Origin of the sequence: Algoriphagus ornithinivorans (genome assembly GCF_900115305.1) — a bacterium.
Classification (GTDB): Bacteria; Bacteroidota; Bacteroidia; order Cytophagales; family Cyclobacteriaceae; genus Algoriphagus; species Algoriphagus ornithinivorans.
Map to the genome: position 1 here is coordinate 200,145 of NZ_FOVW01000004.1, position 25,730 is coordinate 225,874.

At 39.9% G+C, this 25,730-nt stretch carries 27 protein-coding genes and 1 tRNA gene; 14 read left to right on the forward strand and 14 right to left on the reverse strand.

Features of this window, described 5'->3' with window-relative positions:
• Positions 1-65: 65 nt before the first annotated feature.
• The 3 genes from BM073_RS18040 (at position 66) to scpB (ending at position 1,396) form a co-directional block, all read left to right on the forward strand.
• On the forward strand, positions 66-236 hold the full coding sequence (locus BM073_RS18040) for a hypothetical protein (protein ID WP_175557866.1): 171 nt from the start codon (positions 66-68) through the stop codon (positions 234-236).
• A 211-nt stretch (positions 237-447) separates the two neighbouring features.
• Positions 448-831 (forward strand): TraR/DksA family transcriptional regulator, encoded by a 384-nt coding sequence (locus BM073_RS07220; RefSeq protein WP_091652554.1) that lies wholly within the window; start codon positions 448-450, stop codon positions 829-831.
• Between the two features lie 4 nt (positions 832-835).
• On the forward strand, positions 836-1,396 hold the full coding sequence (gene scpB, locus BM073_RS07225; RefSeq protein WP_091652556.1) for an SMC-Scp complex subunit ScpB: 561 nt from the start codon (positions 836-838) through the stop codon (positions 1,394-1,396).
• Positions 1,397-1,911: 515 nt separating this feature from the next.
• Here the strand turns inward: scpB and BM073_RS07230 are convergent.
• The 4 genes from BM073_RS07230 to era all read right to left on the reverse strand — a co-directional run bounded on the left by BM073_RS07230 (position 1,912) and on the right by era (position 5,082).
• Entirely contained in the window at positions 1,912-2,535 is a 624-nt protein-coding gene (locus tag BM073_RS07230) for a SprT-like domain-containing protein (RefSeq protein WP_091652559.1), read from the reverse strand.
• Between the two features lie 65 nt (positions 2,536-2,600).
• Positions 2,601-2,798, reverse strand: a complete 198-nt coding sequence (locus BM073_RS07235) for a hypothetical protein (RefSeq protein ID WP_091652562.1) — start codon at positions 2,796-2,798, stop codon at positions 2,601-2,603.
• 75 nt (positions 2,799-2,873) lie between these two features.
• Positions 2,874-4,187: a ribosome biogenesis GTPase Der gene (der, locus tag BM073_RS07240; protein WP_091652565.1), complete on the reverse strand. Its 1,314-nt coding sequence runs from the start codon at positions 4,185-4,187 to the stop codon at positions 2,874-2,876.
• Position 4,188: 1 nt separating this feature from the next.
• On the reverse strand, positions 4,189-5,082 hold the full coding sequence (gene era, locus BM073_RS07245; RefSeq protein WP_091653042.1) for a GTPase Era: 894 nt from the start codon (positions 5,080-5,082) through the stop codon (positions 4,189-4,191).
• A gap of 433 nt (positions 5,083-5,515) precedes the next feature.
• On the opposite strand from era, the gene BM073_RS07250 reads away from it, so the two are divergent.
• The 3 genes from BM073_RS07250 to BM073_RS18050 all read left to right on the forward strand — a co-directional run bounded on the left by BM073_RS07250 (position 5,516) and on the right by BM073_RS18050 (position 6,434).
• A tRNA-Met gene (locus BM073_RS07250) sits at positions 5,516-5,588 on the forward strand.
• Between the two features lie 346 nt (positions 5,589-5,934).
• A complete protein-coding gene (locus BM073_RS18045; protein WP_175557867.1) occupies positions 5,935-6,105 on the forward strand; it encodes a hypothetical protein in 171 nt (56 codons plus the stop codon).
• 185 nt (positions 6,106-6,290) lie between these two features.
• Complete coding sequence (locus BM073_RS18050) at positions 6,291-6,434, forward strand: hypothetical protein (RefSeq protein WP_175557868.1); 144 nt, start codon at positions 6,291-6,293, stop codon at positions 6,432-6,434.
• Positions 6,435-6,615: 181 nt separating this feature from the next.
• Here the strand turns inward: BM073_RS18050 and BM073_RS07255 are convergent, their stop codons facing one another.
• Complete coding sequence (locus BM073_RS07255) at positions 6,616-7,059, reverse strand: DUF6252 domain-containing protein (protein ID WP_139217463.1); 444 nt, start codon at positions 7,057-7,059, stop codon at positions 6,616-6,618.
• A gap of 181 nt (positions 7,060-7,240) precedes the next feature.
• Between BM073_RS07255 and BM073_RS07260 the strand changes: the two genes are divergently transcribed.
• Both BM073_RS07260 and BM073_RS07265 read left to right on the forward strand, forming a co-directional pair.
• A complete protein-coding gene (locus BM073_RS07260) occupies positions 7,241-9,229 on the forward strand; it encodes a tetratricopeptide repeat-containing sensor histidine kinase (RefSeq protein WP_175557869.1) in 1,989 nt (662 codons plus the stop codon).
• A gap of 12 nt (positions 9,230-9,241) precedes the next feature.
• A complete protein-coding gene (locus BM073_RS07265; protein ID WP_091652573.1) occupies positions 9,242-9,877 on the forward strand; it encodes a response regulator in 636 nt (211 codons plus the stop codon).
• Here BM073_RS07265 and BM073_RS07270 read toward each other — a convergent pair.
• From BM073_RS07270 to BM073_RS07285, 4 genes are all read right to left on the reverse strand, one after another.
• Positions 9,868-10,947 (reverse strand): hypothetical protein, encoded by a 1,080-nt coding sequence (locus BM073_RS07270; protein ID WP_091652576.1) that lies wholly within the window; start codon positions 10,945-10,947, stop codon positions 9,868-9,870. The genes BM073_RS07265 and BM073_RS07270 overlap by 10 nt on opposite strands.
• A gap of 533 nt (positions 10,948-11,480) precedes the next feature.
• Positions 11,481-13,376, reverse strand: a complete 1,896-nt coding sequence (locus BM073_RS07275) for a BamB-related PQQ repeat family beta-propellar protein (RefSeq protein ID WP_091652578.1) — start codon at positions 13,374-13,376, stop codon at positions 11,481-11,483.
• 245 nt (positions 13,377-13,621) lie between these two features.
• Complete coding sequence (locus BM073_RS07280) at positions 13,622-13,918, reverse strand: hypothetical protein (RefSeq protein WP_091652581.1); 297 nt, start codon at positions 13,916-13,918, stop codon at positions 13,622-13,624.
• A 1-nt stretch (position 13,919) separates the two neighbouring features.
• Positions 13,920-14,120: a hypothetical protein gene (locus BM073_RS07285; RefSeq protein WP_091652584.1), complete on the reverse strand. Its 201-nt coding sequence runs from the start codon at positions 14,118-14,120 to the stop codon at positions 13,920-13,922.
• A 199-nt stretch (positions 14,121-14,319) separates the two neighbouring features.
• On the opposite strand from BM073_RS07285, the gene hflK reads away from it, so the two are divergent.
• Positions 14,320-15,291: an FtsH protease activity modulator HflK gene (gene hflK, locus BM073_RS07290; RefSeq protein ID WP_091652587.1), complete on the forward strand. Its 972-nt coding sequence runs from the start codon at positions 14,320-14,322 to the stop codon at positions 15,289-15,291.
• Positions 15,288-16,226 carry a protease modulator HflC gene (gene hflC / locus BM073_RS07295; protein ID WP_091652589.1) on the forward strand — a complete coding sequence of 313 codons (939 nt, stop codon included), beginning with the start codon at positions 15,288-15,290 and terminating at the stop codon, positions 16,224-16,226. The genes hflK and hflC overlap by 4 nt, the downstream gene beginning before the upstream one ends.
• A 76-nt stretch (positions 16,227-16,302) precedes the next feature.
• On the opposite strand, the gene BM073_RS07300 is transcribed toward hflC, so the two are convergent.
• Entirely contained in the window at positions 16,303-16,782 is a 480-nt protein-coding gene (locus BM073_RS07300) for a thermonuclease family protein (protein WP_091652592.1), read from the reverse strand.
• 174 nt (positions 16,783-16,956) lie between these two features.
• Between BM073_RS07300 and BM073_RS07305 the strand changes: the two genes are divergently transcribed.
• Positions 16,957-18,021 (forward strand): hypothetical protein, encoded by a 1,065-nt coding sequence (locus BM073_RS07305; protein WP_091652595.1) that lies wholly within the window; start codon positions 16,957-16,959, stop codon positions 18,019-18,021.
• Positions 18,022-18,145: 124 nt separating this feature from the next.
• Complete coding sequence (locus BM073_RS07310; RefSeq protein WP_091652597.1) at positions 18,146-18,625, forward strand: thiol-disulfide oxidoreductase DCC family protein; 480 nt, start codon at positions 18,146-18,148, stop codon at positions 18,623-18,625.
• 17 nt (positions 18,626-18,642) lie between these two features.
• Here the strand turns inward: BM073_RS07310 and BM073_RS07315 are convergent, their stop codons facing one another.
• The gene (locus BM073_RS07315; protein WP_091652600.1) at positions 18,643-19,278 is read right to left on the reverse strand and encodes a GDSL-type esterase/lipase family protein; all 636 of its coding nucleotides are present in this window, start codon (positions 19,276-19,278) and stop codon (positions 18,643-18,645) included.
• Between the two features lie 106 nt (positions 19,279-19,384).
• On the opposite strand from BM073_RS07315, the gene BM073_RS07320 reads away from it, so the two are divergent.
• Positions 19,385-20,224 (forward strand): hypothetical protein, encoded by an 840-nt coding sequence (locus BM073_RS07320; RefSeq protein WP_091652603.1) that lies wholly within the window; start codon positions 19,385-19,387, stop codon positions 20,222-20,224.
• A gap of 370 nt (positions 20,225-20,594) precedes the next feature.
• Here BM073_RS07320 and BM073_RS07325 read toward each other — a convergent pair whose 3' ends face one another.
• Positions 20,595-21,953, reverse strand: coding sequence for an acyl-CoA dehydrogenase family protein (locus BM073_RS07325; RefSeq protein WP_091652606.1), 1,359 nt, complete (start codon positions 21,951-21,953; stop codon positions 20,595-20,597).
• A 65-nt stretch (positions 21,954-22,018) separates the two neighbouring features.
• On the opposite strand from BM073_RS07325, the gene BM073_RS07330 reads away from it, so the two are divergent.
• The gene (locus BM073_RS07330) at positions 22,019-22,612 is read left to right on the forward strand and encodes a class I SAM-dependent methyltransferase (protein ID WP_091652608.1); all 594 of its coding nucleotides are present in this window, start codon (positions 22,019-22,021) and stop codon (positions 22,610-22,612) included.
• On the opposite strand, the gene BM073_RS07335 is transcribed toward BM073_RS07330, so the two are convergent.
• Complete coding sequence (locus BM073_RS07335) at positions 22,609-23,958, reverse strand: neutral/alkaline non-lysosomal ceramidase N-terminal domain-containing protein (protein WP_091652611.1); 1,350 nt, start codon at positions 23,956-23,958, stop codon at positions 22,609-22,611. The genes BM073_RS07330 and BM073_RS07335 overlap by 4 nt on opposite strands.
• 3 nt (positions 23,959-23,961) lie before the next feature.
• Positions 23,962-25,125 (reverse strand): AIR synthase related protein, encoded by a 1,164-nt coding sequence (locus BM073_RS07340; RefSeq protein WP_091653045.1) that lies wholly within the window; start codon positions 25,123-25,125, stop codon positions 23,962-23,964.
• Between the last annotated feature and the right edge of the window lie 605 nt (positions 25,126-25,730).

A 25,730-nucleotide genomic window follows, 5' to 3' on the forward strand; every position in this document is an offset into this window, starting at 1 on the left:
TTTGTAAATGGTTTCTAAAAATGTTTAAAAATCAGTAATTTAGTTCTAATCATCCCCTCAAGCCCATGGAACCTGGAATCATCAATCAGGCCATACAAAAGCTTTGTATTGCCGAAGGAAAAGAAGTAAATGAGGTAATTCAATACCTCAAATTGAAGTATCGGATAGATATTGATCCATTAGTGCTTCAAAAACGAATCGATAAATTAATGAATAAAGGAAAAGCCGTTGCATAACGGCTTTTTTTATGGTCTCCTGATTTTTAGGTCGTTTCATTATTTTTCTATCCCATTATCGTAAAACTGTTTCGATAAAGTTGACTGATTCCAAATTGTATTTTTTGATGATCGGTTTCCTTTTATTTTTTGTAAATCCAAGTGCTCCATGTATTTTAGGGAACTTTTAAAGTTAATTATCGTCCCAGTACTATTACTTAATTTGAATACTATGAGTCAGGAAGAAAAAACAGCTTATTCTCAGGAAGAGCTGAAGGAATTTGAAGAAATCATTCTTCAAAAGTTGGCAGTGGCTAAGGAAGAGCTTTCTTCTTTAAAAGAAAGCCTCAGTAAGAAAAATGACAGTGGAACCGATAACACAGCTTCGACATCCAAATTGTTAGAAGATGGTGCGGATACCTTGGAAAGAGAGAGCTTGAGCCAATTGGCAGCCCGTCAGCAGAAATTTATTATCAACTTGGAGAATGCCCTGATTAGAATCAAGAATGGTACTTATGGTGTATGCGTTGATACAGGCAAGCTAATCGCTAAAGAAAGGTTAAAGGCTGTGCCACACACTATGCATTCTATAGAAGCTAAACTGGCTAAAAAATAAGTCTTTGGATTTCCTTCATCGGCATATTGAGGCATTGATATTTTGCAGTCCTTCTCCATTGGGGAAGGACGAAATTCATAAGTGCCTGAGTGAAATGTTTGAGGCAGATGTGCCTTTGGAGCATATTGATCAGGCATTGGCCGAACTTCAAGAGAAGTATAAGCAAGAGGACTTTTCTTTTGCTTTGGAAAAGCTTGGGGGTGGTTATCAGTTTTTAACCAAACCAGCTTACCAGACCTCCATTGCTATTTTATTGAAGCAGCAAAGTCAAAAAAGACTGTCCACGGCCCAAATGGAAACCCTTTCCATTATTGCATACAAGCAACCAGTGACAAAGGGAGAAATTGAGCAGATTCGTGGTGTGAATTGCGATTATTCTGTTCAAAAACTTTTAGAAAAGGAGCTTGTAGAAATAAAGGGCAAATCTGATCAAATCGGTCGTCCCTTGATCTATGGCACTTCCCCAAAGTTTATGGAATATTTTGGCATCAATTCCATTCAGGAACTACCACAACCCAAGGATTTTTCCCAGCCAGATAATCAGATAGGAGAGGAGAGGGAGTAGGGAAGGATGAAGTTTGAAGTGAGAAGGATGAAATTTGAAGTCTGAAAAGTAGGCAGTAGACGGTTTTCAGTAGGCAGTGAGCAGAAGCAGTCTTAAAAGGCTGAATTATAAAGTGAGAATGCTGAAAAGTGGGCAGTTTTCAGTAAGTATAGCATAACTGCGAACCCTTTTGGAAAGCTGAATTCAGAAATCTGAAAATAGACTTTTAGCAGTAGGCGGTCACTTTTGACTTCGGTCCTTTAAACTTCTATTGAAGAAAAACCTTTTGCTTCGCTTTTAGAATTTTTTTACAAAACCACAATAGTTTTGAGAGTTAGGATTCAATTTGATATAAGGTCGACAAAAAACCTAATAACAAATAACCAATAACTACTCAAACTCAGGGTCATTTTTCCCTCAATTAGGTGAATTAGTTTGTATGGGCTTTGAAACAAGCCTTCCCCACTTTGCAACTTTGCGGGAGAAAAAAAACTGCTAAGCCTCCGCTAGAAATTTTAAGATTCTTATACCGAACCTTACTCAATCACCTTTACTTTCGCCAAGTGCGTGATTAAATATTTTTTCCCGGTCTTAATCTCTTCACATAATACCCGGGTTCTTCGGGTTTCTCCTTTTTTGAAAACTCTTCCTTCCAATTCAAATGTAATCCCCAATTGGAGATCTGAAAGAAAAGAGTTTGCTTCCAGATCCTTTTGTAAGTCGTATTTGCTCATTTCTTTCATCAAGAACAAGTCTTGAGCAGAACTAGCCTTGGGAGCTCGCATGTGCCTTTGAAGTGGGATTAGCAGGTCCCTTGGAAATACCTGAACTGAGAGTAAGGGGCTAATGAGTTTTTGAAAGGTTTGCTTCCACTCCTGCCCATGCGGTGCGATTTCTATTCCAAAGTTTAAGAAGGTGTGAAGATGGGCTACTTCGTGAATAAAGGTGAGTAAGAACTGGTATGGGTTTAAGTCCCCGTTTATGGTAATGGTTTGGATACTTCTATCCCTTCTGTATCGGAAATCTCCCAATTTGGATTTTCGTGATTTCGAAATGGTAAAATTAAATGGCTTCTCTTCCCATAAACGCAGGCAGTAAGGGAGGCTGTTGGCAGGAATATGCTTGCTCAGGATTTGTCGGAGTTTTTCCGATGAATTCATTTCGAAAAGTAGCAAAAAAAAAGAGTCCCGGTGAGGGGACTCTCGAATTTTTCGGAAGAAAGAAATTACTTAACTTCTTCTACTGTCTCTTCAACTACTACCTCAACAGAGTCAGTAGTTTCTTCAACTGCTTCAACAGTTTCTTCAGTAGTTTCTTCAACAGTTTCTACTACTTCAGTAGCTTCTTCAGAAACTTCTTTGTTGCCGCAAGATGCAGTTGCCATCAAGCCAGCGATTGCGAAAATTGCAAATACTTTTTTCATTTTTTGTGGTTTTCTTAATTCGATACAAATGTAGATTAAGTTTTTTCAATAATGCAAGAACCGCTCAAATATTTTTTATTTGTTTTTATAAATAATTTTTACCGGAACTCCCTCAAAATCAAAGTTCTCTCGCAACCTGTTCTCCAAATACCTCGTATAAGGGTTTTTGATGTATTGGGGGAGGTTACAGAAGAATGCAAAAACCGGATTTTTTGTAGGCAATTGAGTCACATATTTTATTTTTATGTACTTGCCTTTCCATGCCGGTGGCGGATAATGTTCAATTTCTGGAAGCAATACATCGTTCAATTTGGAAGTTGGAATTCTACGGTTTTTGTTTTCGTAGACTTTAACAGCCAATTCTATCGCCTGAAAAATCCTTTGCTTTTCTGTAACTGAAGTAAAAATTATCGGGATCCACTTGTGTTCGCCCAATCTTTCCATCATATCATCCTTGATTTTATTCATGGTCTTGTGGTCTTTTTCCAAAAGATCCCACTTATTGACCATGATCATGATGCCTTTATTGTTTTTGATTGCTAAGGAGATCAAGTTAATATCCTGTGATTCTAGGCCTCTGGTAGCATCTATCATTACGATGACTACATCCGATTCTTCCAAAGTTCGCAAAGAGCGCATCACGGAGTAAAACTCCACATCCTCTTTTACCTTTGCTTTTTTACGGATACCTGCGGTGTCAGTAATGATAAAATCCTGACCAAATAATTTATAGCGCGTGTGGATAGCGTCTCGGGTTGTTCCAGCTTCGTTGGTTACTATGGATCTTTCCTTGCCTAAAAGGGCATTAAGGAAGCTGGATTTTCCCACGTTGGGTCTTCCCAAAATGGAAATCTTTGGAATACCTGCATCTGGATCCTCTTCTCCTTCATCTTCGAATTGCTCCACCACAAGGTCTAATAACTCTCCTGTTCCACTTCCGCTTACAGCGGCTATTGGGAAAATCTCAAAATCACTCAGCCCCAAAGCGTAAAATTCATTGGCCATTAAGGATTTTTCAAGATTATCTGCTTTGTTGGCTACAATGAAAATTGGCTTTTTGCTGGATCTCAGTTCATCGGCAAACTCCTTATCCAAATCAGTAAGACCATCATGGCAGTCCACGACAAAAAGAATGACGTCAGATTCTTCAACTGCCAGTTTTACCTGCTTGCGGATTTCTGCCTCGTAGATATCATCGGACCCGGTGACATATCCGCCAGTGTCTATGACAGAAAAGAATTTTCCGGACCATTGTGCATGGCCATAATGGCGATCTCGGGTCACCCCACTCATGTTGTCTTCTATCGCTTTTCTTTCCTCTACTAGGCGGTTAAAAAGTGTGGATTTTCCTACGTTTGGTCTTCCTACTATTGCTACTATGTTTGCCATATCAAGATGGGTCGTACCCAAATTTTTTCAGTTTTAATTTATTTTTTCTCCAGTCTTGCTCCACCTTAACGAAGGTTTCCAAATAGACTTTCTTTCCGAAAAATGCTTCCAATTCTTGGCGGGCTTCGATTCCAACCTTTTTAAGCATTTTTCCCTTATCTCCAATTATGATCCCTTTTTGGCTGTCCCGCTCCACATAGATATTGGCCCGCATGCGGATGATGGTTTCATCTTCTTTGAAATCCTCTATGCTAACTTCTGTGCTATAGGGAACTTCCTTTTTATAATTGGTGAAGATCTTTTCACGAATAATCTCGGAGGCAAAGAACCGTTCAGGACGGTCTGAAAGTTCCTCTTTATCATAATATGCCGGATGTTCTGGAAGTCTGTCCAGGATTTCCTGCATAATTTTTTCAGTATTGAATTTTTCCTGAGCAGATATTGGGATTACCAATTCAGCCTTGATGAGTGAAGTCCAGTAGTTGGTTACTTCATCCAACTGTCCAGGTTTTGCGAGGTCAATTTTATTAATGACCAAAAGGACTGGAACTCCGGAATTATTGATTTTTTCGATGACATGTTCGATGTCGGCGGCTGTTTCGAATAAATCTGTCACAAAAAGAATGATATCCGCATCTTCCAGAGAAATGTTGACAAAATTCATCATATTTTTCTGGAGCTCGTACTGAGGTTTGAGCATACCTGGAGTATCAGAGAAAACGATCTGATAGTCAGGAGCGTTGGTCAGTCCGACGATTCTATGTCTGGTAGTTTGAGCTTTGGAAGTAATGATGGAGACTCTTTCCCCCACCAGAATATTCATGAGGGTAGATTTGCCCACATTGGGTTTCCCGATGATATTGACGAATCCAGCCTGATGAGATTTTTGCGACATTTCACTAAATTTTTTACAAAGGTACTTGATTTTTAGACAATACTGAGGATTTCGGCCTTTCGGCAAAATAAAATTTGGTAATTGCTTTTTGATTTTCAAATTGGAAGGAAAGGGTGCAAAGGCGTTGTTTAAGAGCACCTTATTGATGTTTTAAGAATTAGATTTAGGATACTTCATCCAAAAAGATGCTGTTTGATCCAATATTTTTTCGCTTCAAGGTTTTGCATTTGAAAATTAAACGCATACTTTTGTATCACCATTTGCCACAAGGGCAATTCAACACAGAAATAATAGCTATAAAAGCTTAAAACATATCGCAGGATGGAGCAGTTTCCCGATATGGATCGGGACAGGGTTCGCTCGTCGGGCTCATATCCGCCGCGGCGGACACAGATTCGAGTCCTTAAGTTTGAAATAGTTTATGAAAATATATCGCGGGATGGAGCAGTTGGTAGCTCGTCGGGCTCATAACCCGAAGGTCACAGGTTCGAGTCCTGTTCCCGCTACTACGAAGCCGATCAGAAATGATCGGCTTTTTTTGTTTAAGGGTTTTAAGCTCAAGCCTATTTTTTTGATTTCAGTCCAATTCTCGATAGCTTTATAATAGTGCTGAGAAACAATGTATCAGTCAATTCATGTACGGCAGAACTCTATATGCAGCTCATATTTGGAAATAGGGTTTTACTTCTGAAATAGTATTTCCCTCTATTTTGCTGAAACAAGAAGTTTTAGGAAAGAAGATATAAAGAATTTACAGTATGTTTTAAAAGATTCTTAGTCTTCAGAAAAAAAGGAAATTATTATATTATTTTAGTTGATTATTCAATTAAAAACTTCATTGAAAATTAAAGAATGTCAACTCCAAAAAAACCTTTAGATCAAATGAGTGAGCGTGAGCTCTTAGAGACTCAAGTTAGATTGTTGTCCAGGATAAGGAGTAACACCTCGAATACCTTGACTTTAATTGCTATCGTAACTGCATTAGCTGTGCTGGGAGGAATTGTAATGGCTATGTCAGGATAATATCCAGAGCGATAAACTTTTTCAACCTCATTCAAGGAGGGCTTAGTAAAGGAATTGATCGTGGGTGAAAAAGTAGTCAAACTCTGCGGAGGCTGTTTTTTCTTTTTGCGTTATTGTGTTTTGTTCCCGCTACTACGAAGGACACTAGAAATGGTGTCCTTTTTTTGTTTTTAAATGTAAGCTCAATGGACTCAAATCTGTCATGCCACGTTCAGTCCAGGATGGTGATCAAGGCTGTTCCCGTAAAAAAGCCAATCAGAAATGTGCTGGATTTTGGTAGAGATTATTTTAGGTTTGATGGAACCAAGAGTCATATTAACCTAACCTGATACCGAATCTTCTTATCAAATTTCCAAGCATTGAATGAAAAAAAGGAGACAAGCCCTTGCCTCCTTTTAATCAAAAAGTCCCTCACAAATTGTTGAAAAATTACTTTTTATCCCTTCAAATAGGATTTTGGTTATTTATAGAAAATCGTTCAATAACGCTTCATTATTGAATAGAGCCAATTTACCTCATGATGTTGATATTGGTGAACTTACCGTTGGAGATGGTTACCTCGGAGCCGCTTCCTGTCATAGGGCTGGCTTTGAAAGCAAAAGTTCCAGAAACCTTGTCGCCTTCTATTTTGCTGATAGTGAGTGTTCCTGAGCTAGCGCTATACACAACTTGATTAGCGGTCGTCCAAATGGCTTTCCCCGCAAGATCGAAATTCCCCGTACGCTCGGCATCAAGAGTCAACGCAATATTGGACCGGTCTGTCGCCCCAGCTCCAATAGCGAATACGGTAAATCCTCCCACATTGGTAACACGGCTGTTTCCAGAAGCCCTCCATGCTTGTCCGTCGATAGTAGCTTCTACATTGAGTGAACCCTGAGGAATTTCATCATCCTTATCAGGGCAAGCGAAAAAGACAAAGGCCAAAAGGCCTAAAAGTAGTGATCGTAGTTTCATGGTATTTTTTTATGGCAAGATTGGCAGGAAGAAGGAGAGTTGAAATCCCCAAAAATGGGTATTTGTGATCAGTGGCAGTGGGTATTTTAAATATCTTCTTTGCCAAAAAATAGCCTAATCCAAAAAAAGAATTTGAAAAATGTTTAGAAGGACTTACTTTGAATACTTAATTCTTTCGCTCTTGTCTCGTTTTAGTCTATATTCTTTCTTATTCCTACTTTTCTTTGGTGCCTTACCTTCTTTGGCAAGGCAACAAGCTCAACTCGATAGTTTGGAACAAGTCTTTCAAAATCAAAATCTCTCCGATTCGATACGCTACCGCGCAATTCAGCAGCATACTTTTTCGATGATTTTCAGCGATGGAGATCAAGCAAAGGTCAAGATTCAAGAAGTCTTGAAATCAGCCGAAAAGGAGGTTGGGAAATCTAGGATTTACTTTGAAATCCTTCAAAATCTCGGCATCTATTATGATGTTAATCAAATGACCGATAGCTCCTTGAAGATCTTTTCTGAGATCTTAGAAGAAAGCAAAAAGCAAGGTTGGAAAGCCCTCGAGCAGCGCTCCAACAACAATCTGGGTATGAATCGCCTGAATTCCTCGGACTACAAAGCGGCGATTGAGTTTTTTTCTAAATCTTTGGAACTAAGCAGAATGGATCCCAATGCCCAAGAGGCTAATTATGTTCATAGCATTTCCAATTTGGGATTAGCCAATCAAGAACTGGAACTCTACGATCAGGCGATAAAGTATCATTTAGAGGCTTTGGAGATTCGTGAGCGTCTTAATGACCCGAATGGTATAGCTATTTCTTGCGGGAACTTGGGGATTTGTTATAAACAAATGGGGGAGGAAGACCTGGCTGAAAAGTACTTTCAAAAATCAATCGAAAATGCCAAAATCGCAGGTAATAAATTACAATTTCATCGAGTGCATGATAATCTCGGTAGTCTTTACATAGGGCAGAAAAAATATGAAAAAGGTCTGTCGATGCTTGATATTGCTTTGGATGATACAGATGGATTTACACCCGATCCCAAATTGGAACTCAGTATAGTCAGTAATGCCGCTACGGCTCATATTGAACTGGGCCAAACCGAACGAGCCTTGGTGTTTGCCAATCGAGGTATTGGAATATTGACTGAAAACCCGGAGTTGGTTAACTATTCACTGACGTTGAAAAACACCCTAGCCAAAATCTATTTTAGAAAAGGGGACTTTGAAAAAGGCAATGCTTATCTCGAGGAATACCAAGAACTTAATCGACAAGTTTTTCAGGAAGAAAATGCTCAACTCCTAACCAATCTTCAAGTGAAGTATGATTTGGAGAAAAAGGAAGGCCAAATTGCAATTCAAAACGCTGAGATTCTAGAAAAAAATGCGACTCTTCAGCGAAATTATTTCGCTTTTGCAGCTCTTGGGCTGCTGATACTTTTGATAGGAGTTGCCTTTTTCTTTTACCAAAACCGGACTAAGAGGAAGCAGGAACTACTCGTCAAAGATCGGGAGTTGAAAGTGAAAGAAGCTTATATTCAAGCTTCCTTGGAATCTCAGGAACAGGAACGGCGGCGGATGGCACAAGATCTTCATGATGGATTTGGACAATATATTTCTGCCCTTCGGATGTATGTCTCTCAGATTAAAAGCAATCATACCAAAGAGGAATTCAAAACCGAACTTGTCAGCCGAACCGATACGGTTTTGGATGAAATGTCAAGGGAAATCAGCAATGTGGTTTATGACTTGATGCCGGCTACTTTAATCCGCTATGGATTAATTTCAGCATTAGAGGATTTAGCTCATCGAATCAATGCAGGGCAAAAAGTGAGGATTCGAATAGAATCTGAAAAATTATCCGAACGCATGGATGAATTGGAAGAAATCAATCTTTTCCGTATTTGTCAGGAGTGGATTAATAATGTACTCAAGTATGCTAAAGCGGAAAATATTACTTTGGAGTTATCCCAAAATGATGGGGTGGCACGGCTTCAAATCTTAGACGATGGAAAGGGTTTTGATACTGGTATTTTTCGGCAGAGTAAGCGAAACGGCTGGAAAAACATCAGTACCCGAGCAGAGTTGCTTAATGGCAAATTGGAACTATTTACCGAGCCTGGGCGGCAGGGAACTGAGTTTTTGGTCACTTTTCCGTACGTTCATCATGCCAATTAAATATTTTAGAAAATGAAAATTCTTCTTGCAGACGATCACCGCATTCTTTTGGATGGATTGGAGTTTTTGATTCAAAATCATGGCGAAGCTACTGAAGTGGAAACGGCGACTACCGTGGAGGAGGCTTGGGAAAAAATTGCAAAGAAAGTTCCCGATTTGATTATTTCGGATATTTCTATTCCCAAAGTCGGTGGAATTGCTTTTGCCCAAAAAGTCAAGTCTCATTTTCCTCAGACTAAACTGATTTTTCTAAGCATGCATGAGGAGCCCTATCGAGTCAAAGAGGCTTTAGCCACAGGAGCTGAAGGCTATGTGCTAAAGAAAGCTGCCCACGAAGAATTATTAAAAGCAGTGAGGGAGGTAGCGTTGGGTGGTATGTACTTTAGTACGGAGATTCAAAAAATCCTGATTCAACGAATGAGATTCCCCGCAGATGAGCGTATCCTTTCCGAAAGAGAAAAGGAAGTGTTAAAGTTGATTTTTGAAGAGTTTTCCAACAAACAAATTGGAGAAATGCTTTATATATCTGAGCGAACTGTTGAGACTCACCGGAAGAATATCTATCAAAAAACAAAGACCAACACGCTGGTTGGTCTTTTGAAATTTGCCTTAGAGAACAATCTGGTGGGAGGGATGGCTCAATCTTGAGTCATGGAAACGAAGTTTGAAATCCCGGTATCCATCATGTCCCGAATGGCACCTGAAGCAGCGCTTACATATTTCTGCTGATCACATTCTGCAAAATGTGAGGCTACAGTTTTTTGCTCCCCCGATACCATGACCAAGGTAGAGTAACCTGTTTTTGAAAACATGTCGGATTGAGCTTGGGTAACTTCCTTGATTTTTTTGTCCTTAAAGACATCTTCAAAGTAGACGGCCTTCTTCAGTTCCACTTTGGCATCAAAAAACGGATTGTTTCCAATATCATTTCCCGAAATAAAGCGTACCTGAGAATTGATAGTTTCAGAGGCGCCCATACTTCCAAAACCTTTGACAAATCCAGTAAGTGAAGTTTGCTGATTCGCATCTGAAGTATTTATTATCGGCTCGATTCTATAGCCTATATTAGCTTTGACCGAAGAGCTATTGGTCCACATGGAAGCGTCTGCATCCAGATCTACGAATGGAAAAATGAAATTGACATCGGCTACATAGACATCCCCAAGTTCTTTGGATATTTTGGGTGCCATGTCTAAAAAGGTGCCTTTTTCTCTGCCGCTTTTGGCAATTCCCTTCACTAGGTAGTCGAATCCTTTTGGTGTTATCATCACAAAACCAGTTGCTTGATCGTCGGAGGAAGCTCCTCCGGAAACCCTAGTCCAGCCCTGGAAATAATCAATTTTTTCCGCTTCATCCACGCTTAGGATTTCGAAGCCCTCACTAGTCAGTTGATTAAGGAAGGATTGATAGGCCTCATCTATGATCTTTTGGAAATCATCCACATCAACGCCTGAGATTTGGACTCCCATCTTAGTATAGGTGCCGGAGGTAAATGTAGTTCGATTGGCTCGGTCGTTTTTTGATCCGGAGGTTCTGGCTGAAGCCTCTTCAAAGACCTCGAAAAGGCCCTTGAAGCTTCGAATAAAAACCTTTTTTGGCGCTTTTTGATGTTGTTTTTTCTTATTGTAGCTGGTGACTTTAAGGTCCTTGTCATTGATCGTAGTGCCGGGAAAGGCATCTATAAAAAGCAGGAGGAAAATAAGTGTTAGACTTTTCATATGTTCTGTTTTTGGTAAGGGAGTATAAAGGTGGCCAAAGCAGACATAGGTAAAAATGCCCCAAAACACAGATTTTTTATCAGTACTGGTACGGATACCGAGTCAAATTCATTGCTAACATCAGTTTTTTAAAGGGATGATTTTTTATTTTCTGAGATAATTGAGGCAACCCGAGTCGATGGAAAAATTGATCGTTTCGAAAGAGAGTTTCTTAGAAAAAAAGTAATAACACTCCAAATTCCCCTTGAAATAGCAAAGAATCTTATAAAAGAAGCTAGTAGCCTAAAACTTCAGAAGTCTACAATCAATAAATTAATAATGGTTATTAACCTAAACTCTTTGATATAAACCCCATTCCTTTGCTTGAGGACTCCCTAAAAAATTAAACTTAAAAGATCTTTTTTAACGGGAATGAGGATTTTCTCAACATTTTCAAATTCTAAAACCAATAGCCCTCACCAACTCACCAATCAAAAAACCTCTCTCAGTTAATTTCCGACAGAGGTTTTTTTGTTGAATAGCGAAATAGGTTCTTATTTTTTTAAATCAAAGGCACTGATGACTCCATTTCCGGATAGGTAATACAAATAGCCTTCTATATCATCCACTTCATAAACCGGTTTTTTATCTTTTAGGATGATCTCCTTTTCGGTTTTTCCAGAATCTTTGTTCACTTTGACCAAACCTACTCCATCGCTCAAATCCGTTAGGATAAACTGATCATTAGCCGTTGCCATGGTGGCTTTAAATCGCTTGGTCATTTCTCCATAGGATACGGAAGCTATATTTGCAAAAGATTCTGCTGCAGCCGCATTGTTTTTAGCGCGCATGGCATCTGCACTATTATATTCTCCGATATAATAGGAATAGGTGGATTGGGAAGCTGCAGCCGCTGAAACTGCTGCTGAAGCTACCGATAAAGCTCCCAATGCAACTTTTGCAAAGGTGCTTTGCCCTGGGGCTTTATGAAATACATGGTAATTCTCTTTTCCCTCACTATTCAACAACATCATATTTTGATCAGATGCTAAATAGATTCCTGAGGAGCGAATCCCCATCGTGTAAGGACTTTCTTTTCCATCAAATTTGAATTTGGCAAGTGTGCTGAGATCTCCTGTATTTTCATCAATAGCTAAAATTTCCTCTCCTGTGCTGATCAAATAGCGTCCCTTCGCAGCATCATACGCGCTGGTAACAGCTGTTGCTTTCTTGTATTGAATTCCTTTTTTCCATTTAGAATCACCGGTAGTGAGGTTGATGATATTTGCATCGGTGTCTGTGATATAGATCATGCCTTGAGGAGTGGTAGCCATGGTATGGATATTTGCTCCTGTATCAATGGGCTTTTTGAAAAGTGGAGTACCGTCAAACTTGATTTTATTAATCCCACCTTCTGCAATACCAAATAAAATTCCGTCTTCCATTACATAAAAGTGCTGTACATATCCCTTGGTTTTAGGGGCTTTTTCCCAAAGATCTTCTCCATTGCTGGCATCAAGGAAGGCAATCTTGGACTCACCGCTTCCACCTATCTGGCTTACCAAGCTGCTTCCTCCTTTGAACACATCACTTACGATTGCCAGACCTTGGGGTAAAATCTGAAATCTTGTAATTGAACCTTTGATTTTTCGCTCTTTATCCCAAAGTTCTCGCCCGTCTTTTCCAAATTTGTGAATGCGGGTATCTCCATTACTTCTCTCTTCGAATCCGTAAATTTCATTTCCGGTATTATCTGCGATCATACTGGTGACATTTTTGATTTCATTCTGCCAGATAATGCCTCCATCTTTCACATTGGCGCAGATTACCCCTTTGGTTGTAGGAACAAATACTTGATTTTGAAGTAAAAATGGCGCTCCAGAACTCATAGGAATAGCAGCGCCACTTCTAACTTTTCCAATATTGGGATCGAGCTTTGCAAATCCCTCCTGTTTCCCAGAAGCTAGATCATAAATGCCAACCGCCAGTACCTCTTCTTCACGCTTTTCACGGTTGCCGACTACGACAACCTTGTTTTCCGGAAGGAAAATTTTCAATTGAGCTATTTGCTTCCAGCCATTTTCTTCAGTGACAAATACCTTCTCTCCGGTAATCACATCGATCACTGTACGTTTAGAGTTGGCGAAAATGGTCCCAGGAATTTGGGAAGCTCCGCCCTGAGTGAGAATGATGTAGGGGCTTAAAGGCACTAGTTCCATTTCTTCTTCTTTGATTTTACCATATTCGGCAAAACTGAAATGCGGGCTGCTTGCTCCGGGTCTTATTCCAGATAGCCCGCTGCTACCATTGACTAATAGGACTCCTGCGTCTGTGAGGGTCATTTTTTCGATTTTCCCACCTATTTCATATTTAAATGTGGGAGCTGTTTGACTCCAGGCATTCCCTGCCAGGAAGATTACAGCCAGCAATAAAAAGCTTAATTTTTTCATCTTTTTGGGAGTTGTGAGGTTTTCAAATTCTACACCCTAAAGAAAAAGTAGCCACAGATGGATTACCATACGTTATATGGCGTATTTATATTGTATAAAGCCCAGGAATGAGGGAAAAGAGCTGATTTTGAAATGCTTAATAACCCAAAAAGGAAGATAAGCTGATTTTTTCAGCAAGGGGGAATCTTGGATTTTACTTTTAAAAAGATGCTGCTGAATTATTTATCGATTGGTGAAATCATATTTCAAGATGATCTGCTAAAAAGTAATCTGATAAGTGCGGAAACATTAGATAAACGAAGAAGAGATTTATCACTGCGATAAATCTCTTTTTGATTGTAAACAATGCGTATTCGCTGATCGATATTGGTTTTTGGGAAACTTCTCAGAAGCTTAAAAAGTCTCCAGGTGGAGATTCCTAAGTTAGGCATCCCATTTCCATTGATGGCAATTCCTATTTCCTCTGAATCACTCAAAACGATTATCTCATGAGTTTCAGAGGAAATAGTTAAATCAGCCGCAATTGTTAAGCTCGATGTCATCTTACTTCTCACTGGTTGAGATTTTCAACTTGCCGTTGACTTTCCAATTGGTAAAAGTGGAACTGTCGCCAACTTCCTTCGGTACGCCCAATGTAAAATCTTCGAAATCATAGGAAATCACTGCACCTTTTCCAGTTAGCTTTTCATACAGTCCAATGGCCAAATCAGGCCAGGTTTGAATACTTTCTTTTTCTTTTGTCATGGTAATTAAAATTGGTTTATGAATACCTAACAGATTAGAAAAGGGATTGTTATGGCATTTAGTTAATTTCTGCGTTAAGCCACCTTCTCTTTTTACTATGAATTATTTCTTCTTTAGTATTTTTAGTGGTATTCTTAAATAATCAAGTCTGCTCAAGTTAACCTTTGAACTAGTAGGCTATAAACTGGCTTAATATTATATGGAAGAAAAAATTTATCAAATCAACCTGTATTGGTTCAGAAAACACCTCAGGAAAATAGTCCTAGGGTTTTTGTTGCTTATAGCGCTTTTCACTAGCATCCGAACGGTAGGTCCGGAAGAGGAAGGAGTAGTTATTCAACTGGGCCAATACAATCGTACGGTCAATCCTGGTCTGAATTTTATCATTCCATTTTGGATAGAGCGTATGTATAAAATTCCCGTTCAGCGTCAATTGAAGCAGGAATTCGGATTCCGAACTACCCGTGCAGGAACTCAGACTGAATATACCAAGACAGGCTTTGGTGATGAAAGCATGATGCTGACAGGTGACCTCAATCTCACCGATGTGGAATGGGTGGTGCAATACCGAATTACCAATTCTTATAATTTTCTATTCAAAGTCAGAAATGCAGAAAAAACCCTAAGGGATATGTCTGAGTCAGTGATGCGGAAGGTAGTCGGAGACCGCACGGTGAATGAAGTTTTGACCGTAGGAAGACAGGAAATAGCCACGACTGTGGAGGGGCTGCTTCAGGAACTTTGTGATGAATATGAAAATGGAATTAGAATCGATCAGGTAGTGCTTCAGGATGTCAATCCTCCGGAGCCGGTGAAGCCATCCTTCAATGCCGTCAACCAGGCTCAGCAGGAGCGGGAAACTTTGATCAATCAAGCTGAGGCGGAGTATAACCGTGTAATTCCCAGAGCTAGGGGAGAAGCAGAAGAGACGATCCAATTGGCAGAGGCTTTTGCTCTTAATCGGGTCAACCGTGCCAAAGGTGAAGCTGAGCGTTTTAATGCTTTATATGAAGCGTACATCAAGGCGCCGGAAGTCACCAAACAACGGATTTATTTGGAAACTATGGAGAAGATTTTGCCTAAAATCGGAAACAAAATTATCGTTGATGAAAAAGGCAATAATGTTCTTCCTCTATTAAATATTGATAAAGCTAAAAGTCCTCAACAATGAGCAAGAGAAAGATAAGTTCCATCGTGATAGTGACTTTGTTGGTCCTAATGACCTTCAATAGCTATTTTGTTTTGGATGAAACGCAGCAGGCTATCGTTACCCAATTTGGGAAACCTGTTGGAGATCCAAGAACCTCTCCGGGCATTAATTTCAAAATCCCATTTTTGCATAAAGTGCAGTTTTTTGACAAGCGCTATTTGGAATGGGACGGAGATAGAAATCAGGTTCCTACTAAGGATAAGAAGTTTATATTCATCGATACCTATGCAAGATGGGAGATTACTAATCCTTTGCAGTTTTTCATTCGCTTGAGAGATGAGCGTTCTGCACAATCCAGATTGGATGATATTCTGGATGGGGAAACCCGAAATGCAATTGCCAGTCATGATTTATTGGATATCGTAAGATCAAGTAATCGGGAACCGGAAATCACAGAAGACTTTCTGGAGGAGATTGAGGTATTGCAGGATATTTCCGTCGGAAGGGATAAGATCGAGGAGATTGTTTTGAAAAAAGCCAATGAGAGAACCACTGATTTGGGGGTGAGAATTCTGGATTTTCGATTCAAGCGAATGAATTATGTGGATGATGTTCGGGATAGAGTATATGACCGAATGATTTCAGAAAGAAATCGAATCGCTGATCAATTTAGGTCTGAAGGGCAGGGAAAGGCCCGTGTCATTGAAGGGAATAAAGAGCGGGATTTGGCTGAAATACAGTCGGAAGCCTTCCGCCAGGCAGAGGAAATCAAAGGGAAAGCAGATGCGGAAGCTACTGCTATTTATGCGGCTGCTTATAATCGAAGCAGAACCTCTGTGGAACTCTACAAATTCCTTCGAACGATGGAGAGTTTTGAGAAGTCCATGGATGAGAAAACCAGTATCATTTTATCCACAGATTCTGAATTTTTCAGATACCTGAGAAAACTGAATTGATATGAGTAACCATTGAATTAAATGCCTTTGAGTTTTTGCTCAAGGGCATTTTTTTTGAAAAAGATTTGACCTTATCTCATTTCCCCCAAAGTCCTTTTCCTTTGGTTCGTGCCTCGCGCTGTAGTTTGATAAATAAAGATTCGTATTTGACATTAGGAGGGAACGTAGCTACTGTAGCATAGCCTTCCTGAACCAATAGCGCATTAAAAAACCTTCCATCTTCCAGGTAGACATAGGCTAAAGTTCTTTGATATCTATCATAGCGCTGGACGTCATATTCCAGTCTCACTTTTTGGCCTTCCAATATACGCTTTGCATAAGCTGAGCTCTCTTTTCCAAAGTATTCAATTCTTTTCCTGCCCGAATTACGTGCTTCTGGTGAGTCCACGCCAATCAATCGGATTTTTTCCTCCTGACCTTTACTATTTAGAACCCAAAAAGTATCACCGTCAACTACTTTGGTGACGGGGAGGAGTGCTGTTTTTTGTTGGGAAAAAGCATATTGCTGAACCAATGCTAGCCACAGAAAAAGGATAAAAAAGTTTTTTGCTCTCATGTGATTTATGAATAATTCCAAACCTAAGAAAACAGGAGTAAAAGACCTGTCAAAAGATAAAATATCTTCAGAGTTCCGACAGCTATTGTCTTAATTAGATAGGCTCGCATTGAAAATTACTTGGTCATTTCTGAGAAACTAGAGAACTTCAAGGTTCACTTAATTCTTTTTCCCATGGATTTTTATCTCAACCAAGTGCTTACTGCTTTTTCAAAAATGGATATAGATTCTTTGGGGGAATTAATGGATGAAAGTCGCACCTATTCGGATGTCCCTTTGGAGTCTTTTCTAAGAAGCTTGAATACATCTTTCAAACAATTTAGGGATGCTGGAGATGAAGAATTGGAGCTTCTTCCGGGATATTGTCATGAAATGTCCTGTAATCCCGATCAGATTAGAACTGGATACAGGCTACTTGGAAAGCAGTCTAAAAGTTATTTGGATTTAAGGTTTGTACTGGAACTCACCAATGACAGGAAGGACCACGAAATAGCAGATATTTATTCTTGCTCTTGTTTTTCATGCCATCATGAAGAGTTTGGCTTAGGTGCACGAGTAAACCTGAGAATTCATGCAGATGAGCATTTGAGATTTCTAGGGAAATCAGACCTGCAGATTTATGCCCATAAAGCCAATGTGGAGCTGAAATTATTGAAGAAGGAGCCCAATCCTTTAACCTATGACTGGGTGGAGGCTTGGCTGATCTTGACTCAGGCTACTTTTGATTATTTGGCAGAAGCTACGGAAGAACTGCCCTATTTCGAGGATTATAGCTGGGAAGAATTTCTTCAAACTCGAGCACAGCTGAATAAATATTGGAATGTGGTCAGGGAATTATATGAAGAGGGACTATTGACATGGGATTTTTCTAAGAAAATAAATGAAGAAGAGCTAATAGAAAAAGTGATTCAGGCAGAAACGATTATGGATGAGTATTTCTGCGAATTTCTTTTCCAAAACACCAATCTCGATGAAGACTTTTTTATCAACTGGAGAGGCCATTCCTTCAGAGAGGGATATTTTGATCTGTTCCCAATCTTTTGGAAAGGATTTATCCCTATTCGTGCTCAATTAGTCCAAAAGTATTATGCGCTATCAGAATATGAGACTGAGGATTTTTTGGAAGATGAGTATTGCTTTAATCAGGAAGAAACTTTGGAGAGTCTTTATTTTCATATGAATATTAGAAAAGAGGCTAAGGAAAGAGGAGAAGAAATTCCCTTTTATTCAAAAGTTTAATCGATTCATGCTTCAATTGTGAAGCTATTTATTAGCTATATAAAACCCTGAAGCTTTAATGCGGTTAAATAATTAAAAATGCTTTCAGGTTTCATCTATTAATCACTAATTTTTTCCTTTTCCCATGTTCCAAAAAATTCCCCGAACCCAAAGTCCTCCTTCTAAACCATTGATGATATGGGATGGAAACTGTGGTTTTTGTGCCTATTGGATTCAGGTTTGGGAAAGCAAATCATCGGGTATAACTTTTAAAACCTATCAGGAAGTAGCAGATCAATTTCCTGAAATTCCTCTCAAAGAATTCAAGAAGGCTTCCCGGTTTATTGAAACCAACGGGCAAATATTCAGTGGTCCTGATTCAGCTTACAGGAGCTTTTTCCATTTCAAAAGGCCTTTAAAATTTCCGCACCGCTGGTATCAGAAGTCCAGATCTTTCAGATGGATGAGCGATCATGCCTACAATTTCATGGCTAAAAATAGGCCAGCCATGATGAAAATCACCTATGCTTTTTGGGGCAAAAACCCAAAGCAACAAAAGCCTTATTGGCTTCTGTGGCTGTTGGGAGTCTTGTCTATTATTTTACTTTTTGTGAAGGTGATTTAAATTTATCTATTAACACCTCAAAGCCTAATTGCTCTCGCAACTACCTGAGCCATAATACCCAAACCTTCTTTATTGGGATGAACCCCATCAGGTAGCAACTCAGCCTTGTCCATCAAAGGAGTATACAAATCAATCAGCTCTGAAGCGCTGGATTGAGCAATGTCCATGATCATCATACGCTGTTCGTTGTTCATGACATTGGCAGTAATTCCAAAATTATCCTTGGTAACCGGTACGGGCATGATCACATATACCTTTCCATCTACAGGCATATGCTGACGAAACTCTGCAATCATATCCAAATAGTCTTTTCTGAAATCTGCTTTATGAGCCCAATTCTGTGGTTTGGAATCATTGGTGCCAAGCATGATTACCAAAATGTCTGGAGCAAAATCTTTCACTTCTTGAAATTGTGGTTCATTCCAATAAGGGAAATCTCCTTTTCTCAATAGCGTTCTGCCACTTACTCCAAAATTCTTTACCAGATAAGTTTCTCCCAATAATGCCTGCATTTGTAGGGGATATGAATCCGGATTATCTCTACCGGGTCCTTGTGTGATTGAATTTCCCACACAGGCAATTTTGATAGGTGATTGGGCGTATGCCGATAGGCTGAAAAGAAGTAGGAATAGAAAACTGAAATAGGTTCGCATAAAGCTGAAAGGTTTGATTTTTGGGTTTTAAGAATTAATTGAATGTAAAATAGAAAATTCAGGCCATTTATTTTCCACTCCTTACACCTTCCCCTATTTTTAGAAGATGAAGCCTATCAAAGCTCTTTACCCTTACATTTCTTGGCTTTCCATTGATGTGGTTTTAGGAGCCATGGCAGGGATGTTGTTTTTTTCTCAACTCCTCCACGTGCAGCTAGGGTGGGAAATTTATGCATTGTTGGGTCTCTGTGTTTGGGTGATTTATACAGCCGATCATCTGTTGGATTCCCGTAAAAAAGTACAGATTGACCTGAGTCCCAGACATCAGTTTCATGCAAGAAATCAGAAAACCCTTTTGTTTAGCCTGGCTTTAGCTACGCTTTTGGGCTTGCTGGGAGCGATTTGGGTCTTAGGCTGGACCGGGGAATTACTATGGTCTCTGGTTCTTGCGGGGGCAATAGGCGGAAGTATGACCTTAATACGATTGGGAGGAAATGCCGGGAATGGACTTAAGGAATTGAGTACGGCAGTTTTTTACGTTTTGGGGATTGCCTGGATCCCCCTTCTTCGAGCCGATGCATTGGATAGAGACTGGAGACTGGGAGCTTTTTTATTAGTATTTACGCTGTTGGCTTTTTTGAATTTGCTGATGCTATCCTGGATGGACAGAAAAAAAGATGAAATAGCTGGCTTTCCCTCTGCGGCACAATTGTTTCAACCCACACAATTATTGGATTGGATCCGAAGACTTGCTCTGCTATTGATTATAGCTTCGCTTGCACTCTTTATCGCTTTGCCCTCTTTCTTCCGCATGTATTCCTGTATTTTGCTGATAATGGTTATCCTCCATTTCTTGATTTTTTTCAATAAAAACCTCAATGAAAATCAAATTCGGAGTAGGATGGAGGCGGTTTTTCTATTGCCTTGGATATTATTGATTTTTTGAAATAAGATAGAAATAAGATAGAAATAAGATAGAAATAAGATAGAAATACTCATTCTAAATGTATGCCTAGAAACAATTCTCCCTTTACAAAGGGGGCAAGAGCTTGTCCCGATGAATATCGGGAGGGGTTTAATTAATAAATTAATTCCTCTCAAATGAAAATAAAGAGTGATTAAAATGATTCTAAAGGATCGCAAAGTTCCATGCCTACAGCATGGTGAGGTTTTTGTGAGGTCATTTGCTACCGAACTTTAATCCCTCCGGGATTGACTAGACTTCAATTTTTGAGGATTTATCATTTTAAGTGTCAGCCATGATAAATGTTGCACATCAATCTCTTCAATTTTTATCTGGAACCGTAATTTATGTACTACACAAAAGCACTGTGTCCGGTAATAGCTCTCCCTACAATCAAAGAATTGATTTCTTTGGTGCCTTCATAGCTGTATACCGCTTCTGCATCTGCCACAAATCGGGCGATATCATGTCGCAACAAAATTCCATTGCCACCAAATAGTTCTCTGGCTTGATCCACGATGGATCTCATTCTTAAGGTACAGAATACCTTGGCCAAAGAAGCATGTTCATCCAGCAGATCTCCTGCGTCTTGCATTTGGGAAAGCCTAAATACCATAGTTTGCATGGCTGTCAAATCTCCCAACATGGTGACCAGAAGATCCTGAACCAACTGGAAGGATGCGATAGGTCTTCCAAACTGACTTCTTTCATTACTATAAGCCAATGCAAGTTCGTAAGCGCCTCTTGCACAGCCTACCGCCTGCCAGGCAACTCCTGCTCTTGTCATTCTCAACACTTTGGCAGTATCTCTAAAGGAATTCGCCTCTTGCAATCTATCGCTTTCTGGCACTTCACATTTGGTCAAAGTGATCAGGGCGTTCTGAACCGTCCTCAGGGCCATTTTGTCTTCCAGTTTTTCAGCAAAAAATCCTGGATTATCCTTCCGTACAATAAACCCTTTCACCTGATTGTCATCCAGGTCTCTTGCCCAAATCACAGTCATATCTGAGAAAGTGGCATTTCCGATCCATTTTTTCTGACCATTCAAAATCCAAGTATCGCCGTCTCTTTTGCAGGTGGTAGTTAAGCCTCCGGCAACTCCCGAACCAACTTCTGGTTCAGTAAGCCCAAATGCTCCGATTTTTTCCAATTTCTGCATGGCAGGAAGCCATTCTTGTTTTTGAGCTTCCGACCCACATAGGTACACAGAGCCCATTGCCAGTCCACTTTGCACACCAAAAAAAGTAGATATCGAGGTATCAATTCTTGCCATTTCCATAGCAATAAAACCTTCAAGCAAAGCAGAATGACCTGGACATCCATATCCTTGATAGGTTAGCCCAGCTATATCCAATTCAGCCATTTTCGGGATAATGTGCATAGGAAATTCCCCACGGTTCCAATAGTCATTGGCAATGGGTTTGATTTCCCTTTCCATAAATTCCCGAACCCTCAGTTGGATATCACGCTCGGTTTTGGGTAAGCTTTTTCCTAATTCATAAAAGTCCCCGTTAATGGGAGGAATTTCTTTAGGTTTACCTCCCCCTTTGAGAATTCCCATCATTTTGGAAAGGTCAGATTCGCTCATTTGTGACACCAATCCTACCATCTTTGGGAGGTCAACTTTTTGGGAAAGTTTAGAGATTTGGTCCAAGTCTACAGATTTTAGTAGCTGGCGAAGGCCTGAGATATTCTTAAAAAGATTTTTCATATGCTTATTTTAGGTTTATTGGAAAGGATCAAAAAAAGAAATACTGAGATTTCTAATTCAGAGATATGAAAGATAACTATCGTTGGTTGACTCCTGTTTACGGATCGCTCTCAAGTCTGGTTTTTGGTCAAACTCTGAGGAAGTCCAAAACTTGTTTTCTTTCTAATATACTCAACAAGCACCTTTTAATCATAGGAGGGGGTACTGGGTCTGATTATCAGTCTGTTCAAAGGGATATGAAAGGGGACTTTGTGGAGGTGTCAGTCAGTATGCTTCGAAAAGCTAAAAAAAACTTAAAAGGCTCTGAGCTTAATTTTCATTTAGGAGATATTCCTCAAGATAAAGATTATGATTTGATCCTATTGCCATTTGTATTGGATACGCTTATCGATGAGCAATTAGAGGAGCTTTTGATGAAGATAAAAGCTGTTTCCAAGCAAGGGGCATTGATCTATCTATCGGATTTTTTCCCGCAGAAAAATAGCTTGAATAAGCTTCTTCAATCTTTGATGATACGGTTCTTCAGAGCTTTCACTAAGCATCCAAGAAAGAATTTACCTGATTATAAGGAGTTTTTGGAAAAATCCGGATTCAGCCTCTTGAAAGAAAAATCCTGGTCAGAAGGTTGGATAAGAGCTCAGCTTTGGGAAAAAGCTTAATTTCCTGCTTTTTGGATGATTTGAGTGATCAGCTCATCAAAGTATTGTCCATTCCCTGGGCCATACCAATTTATCTCCCTTACCTCATGAAAATGCTCATCATAGAGTTCATCTGGCGTGATGTAGCCAATATAGCCTCCATTAAAAGTGGTTATAATCAAGTTGATTCCTTTTTCTTGGGCTAATTGATCCCATTTTTCATAAAAAACACCCGAAATCTCCCCGCTTGAAGAAATGATTAGCGTATTTCCTATTTGAGTGATACCCAAATGGGGATTGGTTCCTCCTAATAATTTATTGAAAAGCCATGGTCTAATTCGGATATTATCCGATATCCTTAAGTGCGGTTCCCTAAGTGATAAGTCTAATCTTGCATTTCGGATTCTTGGAAGTTTAACTGTTCCATAACGGGTCATTTTTAACTGACTGATGGAGTCGAGGGTTAGAGCATATTCTTGAACTGCCGGAATATCATTCCCTGAACGAAGAGGCCTATGGGAACCAACCGTGCCGGCTGCAAAAAGTGCAAATTCAAAATTGGACTCTTCCATCTTTTTCATCAGGTAAAATGGGTAATCACCTGAAAGCCCCATAAACTTAGTACTCAAGCAAGTGGCATGGGCTGAAAAGGTGAAGAGTGTGGCAGACTTCCCATCTTTCTTTGTAAAAATCAATTGTCTGGTAAATGGGTCAATAGGTCCATCTTTAACGAACCTATTTGCAACAAGCTCAGTAGCATCCGCTTTTCTGAAATGGATGCTCACAGTGTCCAGGTTTGCTTTGGCTCGCTCCAATGCTTCCAAACTTTTTTCTGCGATGCCTTCTACAATTTCCTCCTGAAATCCTCCAAACGCCAGTTCTCCCAGCGGCCCTGGCATATAGCCTCCCATGCCTGAATGCGTATGGGTAGCTGTAAATAAGAGTTGAGATATTTGCGGATACTTTTCTCTAATCTTCTTTTCAATTGTTTCGGACAAATAGGGGTGAACAATCAACAGCTCGTAATTCAACCAAGCTATTTCCTGTTTCCCATTGCTCAAAACGATACTCTTTACATAACTGCTATCGGCTACAAATTCATAGTTCCCTCTGGGAGCATAGCCTACCAAATCCACAGGCTTTTTTGGGGTCATATTACTTTTTCCCCATCCAGCCATCCAGCCATCCCCTATGCTTTGCTCAAAACTCAGCTTGTCCAGTCTAGTAAAGGTTTCTTGGTAAAAATCCTGTTCATCAATTGGACTTCGGTCCACAGTTGTGAGAGTAAATAATGCAATCAGCAACAAAAACAGAAAGATCCCGAGCAGGATCTTTCCAAATAATTTAAAAGCTGATTTTAAGTCCATAGCTTAATACTCAAAAGTGCCGTGTGGACTTTGAATAGTTACTTTTTTTCCATCAAATGGCTCTACTCTTCCGATAATCTGAGCTTCAACTCCATGAGATTCAGCTATATCAATGATTTCTTCCGCATGTCTCTCATCAAGATAAACCTCCATACGATGGCCCATATTGAAGACCTTGTACATTTCTTTCCAGTCGGTTTTACTTTCTTCCTGAATAATTCTGAAAAGTGGAGGAGTTTCAAAGAGATTGTCCTTAATCACATGCACATTATCAACAAAATGCAGGACTTTGGTTTGCGCGCCTCCGCTGCAATGAACCAGACCATGAATATGAGGTCTCAAATAATTTAAGACATCCACCATAATTGGCGCATAAGTTCGGGTAGGAGATAGAACCAATTTCCCAATATTTACCGGGGCGCCTGGAGCTGCATCAGTTAGATTGTATTTGCCGGAATAGATTAAGTCATCCGGAACAGCAGGATCAAAAGATTCTGGGTATTTGGTTTTTAAAATCTTGTTGAATACATCATGTCTGGCAGAAGTCAATCCATTGCTACCCATCCCACCATTATATTCTGTCTCATAATTGGCCTGTCCGTAAGAAGCCAAACCAACGATTACGTCTCCGGGCTGAATTTTATCATTGGAAATGACATCTTCCCTTCTCATTCTACAAGTGACTGTACTGTCTACGATCACTGTACGAACCAAATCTCCCACATCGGCAGTTTCTCCGCCTGTTAGCACTGCATGAACTCCCTTGTCCCGTAGCATTTGAAGAACCTCCTCAGTACCTTCTATGATGGCAGAGATTACTTCTCCTGGGATCAGGTTTTTATTTCTACCAATAGTGGAGGATACCAGAATATTATTGATGGCTCCCACACAGAGTAGGTCATCCGTATTCATGATGATGGCATCCTGTGCTATTCCTTTCCAAACGCTTAAGTCTCCTGTTTCTTTCCAATAGAGATAAGCGAGAGAGGATTTGGTTCCCGCACCGTCCGCATGCATGATATTGCAATAATCCGGATCAGAGCCTAAAGTGTCTTCTACGATTTTGCAAAAAGCTTTAGGAAAAAGTCCTTTATCCAGCTTGGAGATTGCATTATGGACATCTTCTTTGGAGGCGGAAACACCGCGCTGCATGTAGCGCTCGTTCATGGTTTTTTGGGATTGGTTACCAATGGACAAAGTTAAGTATTCCGAAGCATTGAAGAAGGAAATATTTGGGAAATATACTCTCATTCGGCGAGATATGCTTCGCGAAATAAGCTCTCCTTCGTCGAGCGAAATATGCCTACGGCGAAATATTGGTTTCTAGGAAAATTAAAATCAGCGTCAATCAGCGAAGTAATCTGCGGAAAAAATCAAACCAAATAAATCACTTTGCCTCTTCTATACTTTGCGGGAGTAAAAGAATCGCCGCGCCGCTGCGAGAGATAATAGATGTGCTTCGCGAAATACGCCTTCGGCGAAATATTGGGTTCTAGGTAAAGCAAAATCTGCGATTATCAGCGAAGTAATCCGCGAAAATCTGCGGGAAAAAATCAAATAAATCACTTTGCCTCTTCTATACTTTGCGGGAGTCAAAAGAATCGTTGCGTCGCTGCACCGCTGCGAGAGATAATAGATATGCTTCGCGATATAAGCTCTCCTTCGTCGAGCGAAATATGCCTTTGGCGAAATATTGGGTTCTAGGTAAAGCAAAATCTGCGATTATCAGCGAAATAATCCGCGAAAATCTGCGGGAAAAAATCAAACCAAAT